9 protein-coding genes are annotated in these 8,912 nt (G+C 65.5%); 7 read left to right on the top strand and 2 right to left on the bottom strand.

All coding sequences use genetic code 11. From position 1 onward, the window contains the following. Window positions 1-267, top strand: a 267-nt coding sequence (locus ACREE8_RS06380; RefSeq protein ID WP_431572145.1) for an XdhC family protein, incomplete at its 5' end; no start/stop codon positions are given. On the opposite strand, the gene ACREE8_RS06375 is transcribed toward ACREE8_RS06380, so the two are convergent. Further along, window positions 245-1,063, bottom strand: coding sequence for a methyltransferase domain-containing protein (locus ACREE8_RS06375; RefSeq protein WP_431572144.1), 819 nt, complete (start codon window positions 1,061-1,063; stop codon window positions 245-247). The two genes, ACREE8_RS06380 and ACREE8_RS06375, sit on opposite strands and share 23 nt — an antisense overlap. 95 nt (window positions 1,064-1,158) lie before the next feature. Between ACREE8_RS06375 and ACREE8_RS06370 the strand changes: the two genes are divergently transcribed. The 4 genes from ACREE8_RS06370 (at window position 1,159) to ACREE8_RS06355 (ending at window position 4,884) form a co-directional block, all read left to right on the top strand. Next, window positions 1,159-1,335 (top strand): nuclear transport factor 2 family protein, encoded by a 177-nt coding sequence (locus ACREE8_RS06370; RefSeq protein WP_431572143.1) that lies wholly within the window; start codon window positions 1,159-1,161, stop codon window positions 1,333-1,335. Beyond that, entirely contained in the window at window positions 1,257-1,565 is a 309-nt protein-coding gene (locus ACREE8_RS06365) for a nuclear transport factor 2 family protein (RefSeq protein ID WP_431572146.1), read from the top strand. Before ACREE8_RS06370 ends, ACREE8_RS06365 begins: the two co-directional genes overlap by 79 nt. A 191-nt stretch (window positions 1,566-1,756) precedes the next feature. Next, on the top strand, window positions 1,757-2,986 hold the full coding sequence (locus ACREE8_RS06360) for an ATP-binding protein (RefSeq protein WP_431572142.1): 1,230 nt from the start codon (window positions 1,757-1,759) through the stop codon (window positions 2,984-2,986). Window positions 2,987-3,111: 125 nt separating this feature from the next. Continuing rightward, window positions 3,112-4,884: a tetratricopeptide repeat protein gene (locus ACREE8_RS06355; RefSeq protein ID WP_431572141.1), complete on the top strand. Its 1,773-nt coding sequence runs from the start codon at window positions 3,112-3,114 to the stop codon at window positions 4,882-4,884. A gap of 4 nt (window positions 4,885-4,888) precedes the next feature. Here the strand turns inward: ACREE8_RS06355 and uvrA are convergent, their stop codons facing one another. Further along, complete coding sequence (gene uvrA / locus ACREE8_RS06350) at window positions 4,889-7,801, bottom strand: excinuclease ABC subunit UvrA (protein ID WP_431572140.1); 2,913 nt, start codon at window positions 7,799-7,801, stop codon at window positions 4,889-4,891. 308 nt (window positions 7,802-8,109) lie between these two features. Between uvrA and ssb the strand changes: the two genes are divergently transcribed. Further along, entirely contained in the window at window positions 8,110-8,616 is a 507-nt protein-coding gene (gene ssb / locus ACREE8_RS06345; RefSeq protein WP_431572139.1) for a single-stranded DNA-binding protein, read from the top strand. A gap of 90 nt (window positions 8,617-8,706) precedes the next feature. Next, window positions 8,707-8,912, top strand: a 206-nt coding sequence (locus tag ACREE8_RS06340; RefSeq protein ID WP_431572138.1) for a hypothetical protein, incomplete at its 3' end; no start/stop codon positions are given.

Genomic DNA, 8,912 nt, shown 5'->3' with positions numbered 1-8,912 from the left:
GCTGCCCTCAAGGCCGCGCTCTCGACCGACGGCGATTATGTCGCCTTCGTCGGCAGCCGCGCCAAGGCCGCTTCGCTGCGCGAGCAGCTTCAGGAAGACGGCATGGAAGTCACGCGTCTCGAGCGCCTGCGGGCGCCGGCGGGGCTCGATCTCGGGGCCATAGGGCCGGAAGAGATCGCGCTCTCGGTGGTGGCGGAGATCGTCGAGGTGCGCCGGCGCGGGCAGCATGCGGCCGCGCCTGCGGTCAGGGTCGCCGGCCGCTCGTAACGAGGTGGGTGGAGGAGAAGAAGTAGCGGTCGTCCTCGATCCGTCGCCGCTGGTCTGCAATCCAGGCTTCGACGATGGCGGGGTCCAGAGTGGAGGCCATGGCGGCTTTCCCCACTGTCTCGGCCATCCAGCCATAGGCTTGGCCATCCGAATGTGTGACCGCTTCCGAAACGACAGTCACGTCTTTGAAGCCGGCGTCGAGCAGGAGCCCGCGCATCCGACGCGCGATCATGCCGTTCACCATGGAATCGGCGAAAGCGCGCGTGACCAGCCGCGTCGCATAGAGATCGCCGTCGAACAGCAGGCTGTCCCAATCCTGGTCCATGACCAGGAGGCGGCCGCCGGGGCGTAACACCCGGAAGGCTTCCGACAGGGCGGTCTCGGGACGCTTCAGATGCATATAGACGCGTTCGGCGCGATAGGCATCGAGACAGCCATCGGCCAGCGGCAGGGTGGCGGCGTCGGCCACCTGGAACTCTACCTTCGCGCTGGCGGCGAAAGCGCGGGCGCGGGCCAGGGTGATGAACTGCCCGCTGATGTCGAAGCCATAGACATGGCCGCCGGGATGGACCAGGGCGGCCAATTCCCGCGTCGCCGTCCCGGTGCCGCAGCCGATCTCCGCCACGAACATCCCGGATTGGAGGGCCAGCCGCTCATAGGAGCGATGACGACGCGCGATGACTTCGGGCAGCGCCTCGACACGGTCCAGGAACGCGATGAATTTCTCCGCTTCGCCGGTCGCGTCGACCATGTCGAAACGGTTCAGGCAACTGTAACCGCTCTGCTCGTCGTTCATGACGTCCCCTCGGGGCCAGGAGGAGGTCGCACGGATCAGGCCAGGGCTGCGGCGGCGTCGCCCCCGGTGATAGAATTCCATGACGGGAGGTCGCCATGGTGGAGAGCGGTCCGACAATTGTTACTTTGAAAGAAATCCTAGAGGCCTTCAATGCCCATGATCTCGATCGGATCATGGGGTTCTTTGCGCCCGACTGCGTGCTGGAAATGCCGCGCGGACCCGATCCCTGGGGCGCGCGATATGTCGGGTTCGTCGCGGTTCGAGAGGGCTGAGATCGAGATTCTCGGGCCTTCCCGATGTCCGATATGAGGAGGATTCGCATTGGGTGGCCGGCGACACTGGCATCTCGCAATGGACGCTCCGCGGCACGACGAAAGCGCATGAGCGCATCGAGGTCCGCGGCTGCGATTTCTTCACCTTCCGCGGCGGCAAGATCGTGAAGAAGGACTCCTACTGGAATATCCGTGAGCCCTTAGGCGCGCCGATTGGGCCAGCCGGGTAGTCCCTTTTGCCAAAACCGCTCCCGGACCCTCAACTTTCGATTGAGGACCGGCTCCTAATTGCATGAAGCTTTTGTGAAATCAGGGGCTTTTCATCTGTCTTTAAACCGGGTCCGGGGCACAGTTCGGGCCAATCACGGCGCATGCCTTTGGGCGGGCGACGAAAAAGATCGGCATTCAGAGCGAGTTCCACATGGGTGTTTCGGGCAACAAGGACATCGGGGAGCGGACGGTGGCCAGCATCGATCGGTTCGCCTTGAGAGTGCAGCCGGTCACGCCTGCGACCCGCTGCGCCGACGTCTATGACCGTTTCTCCGCCGATGTGGACCTGATCGCGGTTCCGGTGGTCGAGGAGGAACGGCCCGTCGGGCTGGTCTATCGCGCCGAGTTCGAGCACCGCCTGGCCCATGCCTATGGCCGGGCGCTCTACGAGAAGAAGCCGATCTCGACCCTGATGGACCCCGAGCCCCTGGTGGTGGAGCGCGGCATTGCGGTCGAGGCGCTCGGCCATCTGATCGCCTCCGATCGGCCCAGCGCGCTGCTGCGGGGCTTCATCATCACGGGCGAAGGCCGCTATCTGGCGCTTGGCACCGCGCTCTCCCTGCTGCAGGCCTCGCTGGTGCGCACGGAGCAGCGCTCGCAGGAGCTGGAGCAGGCCTATGAGGCGGCCGATTCCGCCAACCGCACCAAATCCGGCTTCCTCGCCAATATGAGCCATGAGCTGCGCACGCCGCTCAACGCCATCATCGGTTTTGCCGAATGCATGCAGGACGAGGTGATGGGGCCGTTGCCGGAGCGCTACAAGAGCTATGCCGAAGACATCCTGACCAGCGGCAATCATCTCCTGGGGATGGTCAACGATCTGCTCGACATGGCGAAGATCGAAGCCGGCCGCTACGAGCTGCGGGAAACCCGGGTCCGGGTCGGCGACACGATCGACAGCGCGCTCCGGATCCTGGGCGAGACCGCCTCGCGCAACGGCGTGTCGATCGTCGCCCGCCGCGACGCCGACAACAATCTTCGCCTGAAGGCCGACGAGCGGTCCTTCCGGCAGATGCTGCTCAATCTTCTCTCCAATGCGATCAAGTTCACCGAGGCCGGCGGCTGCGTCGAGGTGAAGTCGAGCGTTGCCACGGACGGCGAACTTCGCGTCGAGGTCACCGACACCGGCATCGGCATGTCGGACGAGCATCAGAAGATCGCGCTGACGCCGTTCGGCCAGGTCTCCGTCAATTTCGACCGCCGCTATCAGGGGACCGGTCTCGGGCTTCCGCTGGTGAAGTCGCTGATCGAGCTCCATGGCGGCCGGCTCGAGATGCAAAGCGCGCTGGGGCAGGGCACCCGGGTCGGGCTCTGTTTTCCGCCCCAGCGGGTCGAACGCCCGCCTGCCGATCCCCAGTCGGCCCTGCCGGCGGCGGAGTAGGAAGTCTCTCCCGTCCCTTAGCCCCGCCGCTGCTGCAGGGCTGCCATGACCTCCACTCCCTGTTTTCCTGACGCGCTTGCCGGGCTACGGTGTGCGCCGCTCGATGGGAATTGGGTCAGGCTGGGATGACAGTCTCGGAGAGAAAGCGAAGGCGGCTGGCCGCCATTCTCGCAGCCGATATCGCCGGCTATGCGCGGCTGATTCGCGCCGACGAGGAGGGGACGCATCGCCGGCTGCAGGCGCTTCACAAGCATGTGATCGAGCCGGCGATCGCGCTGCATCAGGGGCGCCTCGTCCGGACCATGGGCGACGGGCTGTTGATCGAGTTCGCCAGCGCCGTCGTGTCGGTGCGTTGCGCGATCGCGATCCAGAGCGGTGCCGCGGCGCGCAATGCCGATCTGCCGAAAAATCGTCGCATGGATTATCGCATGGGCATCGATCTCGGCGAGGTCACGGCCGAGGGCGACGATCTCTTCGGCGAATGCCTCGCCGTCGCGGCGCGTCTCGAACGGCTCGCCGAGCCGGGCAACTTGCTGATCTCCGGTGCCGTCCACGAGCAGGCGCGGGGCCGTCTGACCTACGAGTTTTCGGATTTTGGGCCACGCGAGCTTCGCGATGTCTCGCATCGGGTACGGATCTTCCGGGTCGAGATCGCTCGCGGCGCCCGGCTCGTCGCGGATGAGGAAGAAGAGGGTTACGACCTTCCGGACAACCCCTCCGTCGCGGTATTGCCTTTTGTTAATCTCAGCGGTGAGCCCGATCAGGATCATTTCGCCGACGGGCTGACCGAGGACATCATCACCGGTCTCTCCCGGGTCAGTCAGCTCTTCGTCATTGCCCACAGCTCGATGCTCACCTACCGGGACAAGCTGCCGGATGTGCAGAAGATCGGTCGCGAGCTGGGAATCCGTTATCTGCTCGAGGGCAGCGTGCGGCAGGCCGGCAATCGGGTCCGGATCTCCTGCCAGCTGATCGAGGTGGAGACGCGGGCGCATATCTGGAGCGAGCGCTATGACCGGCCGCTCACCGACTTCTTCGACCTCCAGGACGAGATCACGCGCAACGTCGTGGCCTCCATCAAGACCCAGGTGGTGCTCAAGGAAGGCCAGCTGGCGGAGCGCCGCGCCATCTCCGATCTGGGCCTCTGGGATCTGCTGAAGCGGGCCTGGCGGCGGCTTTACGAGGCGACGCCCGAATCCCTCGCCGAGGCCGAGACGCTGGCGCGGCAGGCGATCGAAGAGGATCCGGACAGCGCCGTGCCCTATTGGATCCTGTCCGACGCGATCCTGCATCAGGCGCTCATGGATGGCGGCGATGATCTGCAGGCCGCGGCGATGCGGGCGCAGGAGCTGGCGCGCCACGCGATCACGCTCGACGAGAACGATGAGAACGCGCATTCGGCCTTCGGGATCGCCTCCCTCAATCTGGGGCGGCATGAGGAGGCCATCGCGGCCTTCCGGCGCGCGCTCGACATCAATCCCAATTGCTCGGTCGCCCTGGGCCTGCTGGGGTCGGGGCTGATCTATTCGGGCCAACCGGACGATGGCATCGGCTATGCCGAGATGGCGATCCGGTCGAGCCCGCGCGATCCGAACAATTTCTTCCGCTACAGCGATATCGCGGCGGGCCATTTCGCGGCCAGCCGCTATGGCGCCGCGATCGAGAATGCGCAGCGCGCGATCCGCCAGAAGCCTGGTTATTTCGAAGGCTATATCGTGGCCGCCGCGTCCCACGCCCTGCTGGGCGATATCGAGATGGCGCGCGAGATGGCCCGGGATTGCCGGAGCCAGCTGCCCGACATCACGATCGCAAAGGCTTCGGCCAGCTACATGTTCGCGAACCCGGTCGATCTCGAGCGGCTGCAGCAGGGGCTGCGTCTGGCGGGCTTCCCCGACTGAGGGATCAGCCCGCCTTGCGCGAGGTGGCCGTGCTGCGCGAGCGCAGATGCGGCTTCAGATACTGGCCGGTATAGCTCTCCTTGACCTGCGCCACGGCTTCCGGCGTTCCGGCCGCCACGAGCTTCCCGCCCTTATCGCCGCCTTCGGGCCCTAGATCGACGATCCAGTCCGCGGTCTTGATGACCTCGAGATTATGCTCGATCACGACCACGGTGTTGCCCTGCTCGACCAGGCGATGGAGCACTTCCATCAGCTTGCGCACATCCTCGAAATGCAGGCCCGTGGTGGGCTCGTCGAGGATATAGAGCGTGCGCCCGGTGGCGCGCCGCGCCAGCTCCTTGGCGAGCTTCACGCGCTGCGCCTCGCCGCCCGAAAGCGTGGTGGCGGCCTGGCCGATATGGATGTAGCCGAGGCCCACCTGCTGCAGCATCGCCATCTTCTCGCGGATCGACGGGACCGCCTTGAAGAACTCGACGCCGTCATCGACCGTCATGTCGAGCACGTCGGCGATCGACTTGCCCTTGAAGGTGATCTCGAGCGTCTCGCGGTTGTAGCGCTTGCCTTTGCAGGTTTCGCATTGGACATAGACGTCGGGCAGGAAATGCATCTCGATCTTGATCACGCCGTCGCCTTCGCAGGCCTCGCAGCGTCCGCCCTTCACGTTGAAGGAGAAGCGGCCGGGCTTGTAGCCGCGCGCCGTCGCTTCCGGCAGCCCCGCGAACCAGTCGCGGATCGGCGTGAAGGCGCCGGTGTAGGTCGCCGGGTTCGACCGCGGCGTGCGGCCGATCGGCGACTGGTCGATATCGACCACCTTGTCCAGATGCTCGAGCCCGTCGATCCCGTCATGGTCGCCCGGATGGGTGCGGGCGCCGTTGAGGCGGCGCGCCAGGGCGTTGAACAGCGTCTCGATCACCAGGGTCGATTTGCCGCCGCCGGAAACGCCGGTCACGCAGGTGAAGGTGCCGAGCGGAATGTCGACCGTGAGGTTGCGCAGATTGTTGGCGCGCGCGCCGCGGACCCGGATCACCTGCTTCTTGCCGTCCGGCCCCTTGGTGCCGGGGCGGCGATGGGCGGGGATCGGGATCTCCCTGACACCCGTCAGATACTGCGCGGTGATGCTCTTGGGATTCTTCATCACTTGCTCGGGCGTGCCGAAGGCGACGACCTCGCCGCCATGCCGGCCGGCGCCGGGGCCCATATCGACCAGATAGTCGGCGGCGCGGATCGCGTCCTCGTCATGCTCGACCACGATGACCGAGTTGCCGAGATCGCGCAGCCGCTTCAGGGTTTCGAGGAGGCGGGCATTGTCGCGCTGATGCAGCCCGATCGAGGGCTCATCCAGCACATAGAGTACGCCGGTCAGGCCCGAGCCGATCTGCGAGGCCAGGCGGATGCGCTGGCTCTCGCCGCCGGAGAGCGTGCCTGAATTGCGGTTGAGGGCGAGGTAATCGAGCCCGACCGAGTTGAGGAAGCCGAGCCGCTCGTTGATTTCCTTGAGGATGCGCTGCGCGATCTCGCGCTGCTTGGCGGTGAGCTTCTCGGGCAGGCTGCGGAACCAGGCCTCCGCCGGCGCGATCGCCATGCGCGTCACTTCGGAGATGTTGAGCCCCGCGATCTTGACCGCCAAGGCTTCCGGCTTGAGACGGTCGCCTTTGCAGGTCTCGCAAGGGCTGTTGGCCTGGAAGCGGCTCAGCTCCTCGCGCACCCAGGCGCTGTCGGTCTCGCGGAAGCGGCGCTCCATGTTCGGGATCACGCCTTCGAACGGCTTGGTGGTCTTGTAGGACCGCACGCCATCGTCATAGGTCATGGTCACGGCGTCGCCGCCCGATCCGTAGAGGATGATCTTGCGGAACTTCTCCGGCAGGTCCTTCCAGGGCGTGGTCACGCTGAACTTGAAATGCCGCGCCAGGCTGTCGAGCGTCTGGGCGTAATATTGCGAGGTGGAGCTGGCCCAGGGCGCAATCGCGCCCTCGCGCAAGGTCAGGCTTTCGTCCGGTATGACCAGCTCGGGATCGAAATAAAGGGTGGTGCCCAGGCCGTCGCAGGCCGGGCAGGCGCCGAAGGGATTGTTGAACGAGAACAGCCGGGGCTCGATCTCGTCGATGGTGAAGCCCGACACCGGGCAGGCGAAACGGGCGGAGAAGGTCAGCCGTTCCGGCGTCTCGCCCTTCTTGACCGGCTTGGCGTCGGCGAACTCGGCGAAGACCAGCCCGTCGGCGATGGCAAGCGCCGTCTCGAGGCTGTCGGCGAGGCGGGTCTGGATGCCGTCGCGCACGACGATGCGGTCGACCACCACCTCGATATCATGCTTCAGCTTCTTGTTGAGCGCCGGGACCTCGGCGATCTCGTGGAGCTTGCCGTCCACCTTGACGCGCTGGAAGCCGCGCTTCTGGAGATCCTGGATCTCCTTCTTGTATTCGCCCTTGCGGCCCCGGACCATCGGCGCCAGCAGATAGAGCCGGGTGCCTTCGGGCTGGGCCATGATGCGATCGACCATCTGGCTGACGGTCTGGCTCTCGATCGGCAGGCCGGTCGCGGGCGAGTAGGGGACGCCGACGCGCGCATAGAGCAGGCGCAGATAGTCGTAGATCTCGGTGACCGTGCCGACGGTCGAGCGCGGGTTGCGCGAGGTGGTCTTCTGCTCGATCGAGATCGCGGGCGAGAGCCCGTCGATCGAATCCACATCCGGCTTCTGCATCAGCTCCAGGAACTGGCGCGCATAGGCGGAGAGCGATTCGACATAACGCCGCTGGCCCTCGGCATAGACCGTGTCGAAGGCGAGCGACGACTTGCCGGAGCCCGACAGGCCGGTGAGGACCACCAGCTGGTCCCGCGGCAGGTCGAGATCGACATTCTTCAGGTTATGTTCGCGGGCGCCACGGATGGAGATCAGCCCGGTGCCAGTGCGGTTGCTCATGCTTCGGGTGCGGGAATCGGTTATGTGGGGAAAGAAGCCGGAACATATATAGCGCAGGACGGCGGTAAATCGACCCCTGATCGATTCGCAATCCCGCCCCGCGACAATGGCCCTCGCCGCGGCAGGGACAAGCCCCAGCAGGCGCCGGCCCCGGTCCGATTTCCAGGCTCCGTGAGCCATCCACAGGGCCCCGGAAACGGGGGGATGACGGGCCGAGCCGCCATGCCGTAAACTCGTCGTTTGGAGCGGGGCCAGGGCCGGCCAAGCCGGCGGCCCACTGGCAAACAAGGAAAAAAGGACGCATTCGGATGGCGGGATCGGTCAATAAAGTAATCCTGGTCGGCAATCTCGGCCGGGACCCGGAAATTCGCTCCACCCAGGACGGCACGCGCGTGGCGAACCTTTCGGTCGCAACCTCGGAGAGCTGGCGCGACAAATCCTCGGGCGAGCGCAAGGAGCGCACCGAGTGGCATCGGGTCGCGATCTTCAACGAGAAGCTGGTCGAGATCGCCGAGAAATATCTGCGCAAGGGCTCCAAGATCTATGTGGAGGGCGCGCTCCAGACCCGGAAATGGACCGATCAGGGCGGGCAGGAGAAATACACGACCGAAATCGTGCTGCAGCGCTTCCGCGGCGAATTGACGATGCTCGACGGCCGCGCCGGCGGCGGTGGCGGCGATTCGCCCTCCGAAGGCGAGGAAATGGGCGGCGGCGGTGGCGGCGGTTATAGCGGCGGCGGGGGCGGTGGTGGCCGTTCCTCGAGCGGCCGGGCGCCGGCCGGCGGCGGCGATCTCGACGACGATATTCCGTTTTAAGGGGACGGGATCATCCCGCCGGGTGGCGGGAGGCGGTCATGAAGAGCCGCAGGAACTGAACAGGGGAAACAAGGGAGGCGACTGAAGACCATGGATGGAAAGAAATTTGCCGAGAAATTCCTGAAGCGCGAGATGAGCCGGCGCGAGATCCAGGCAGGTCTGGCCAAGATGGGTCTCGGTGTGGCGGCGATGACCGTGATGCCGGCGGTGGCGAAGGCAGCTCCGCCCAAGCTGGTGGTCTATGAATGGGCCGGCTATGACGTGCCGGACCTGCACCAGTCCTACATCAAGAAATA

This window comes from Hypericibacter sp., assembly GCF_050729195.1.
Taxonomy (GTDB): domain Bacteria; phylum Pseudomonadota; class Alphaproteobacteria; order Dongiales; family Dongiaceae; genus Hypericibacter.
The sequence above is the reverse complement of the archived record's forward strand: the minus strand, read 5'-3'. Positions and strand labels throughout refer to the sequence as shown.

Coding starts and splice junctions, on each gene's coding strand:
- ACREE8_RS06370 (WP_431572143.1), top strand. CDS start 1,159: ATGGTGGAGAGCGGTCCGACAATTGTTACTTTGAAAGAAATCCTAGAG.
- ssb (WP_431572139.1), top strand. CDS start 8,110: ATGGCGGGATCGGTCAATAAAGTAATCCTGGTCGGCAATCTCGGCCGG.
- uvrA (WP_431572140.1), bottom strand. CDS start 7,801: ATGAGCAACCGCACTGGCACCGGGCTGATCTCCATCCGTGGCGCCCGC.
- ACREE8_RS06360 (WP_431572142.1), top strand. CDS start 1,757: ATGGGTGTTTCGGGCAACAAGGACATCGGGGAGCGGACGGTGGCCAGC.
- ACREE8_RS06375 (WP_431572144.1), bottom strand. CDS start 1,063: ATGAACGACGAGCAGAGCGGTTACAGTTGCCTGAACCGTTTCGACATG.
- ACREE8_RS06355 (WP_431572141.1), top strand. CDS start 3,112: ATGACAGTCTCGGAGAGAAAGCGAAGGCGGCTGGCCGCCATTCTCGCA.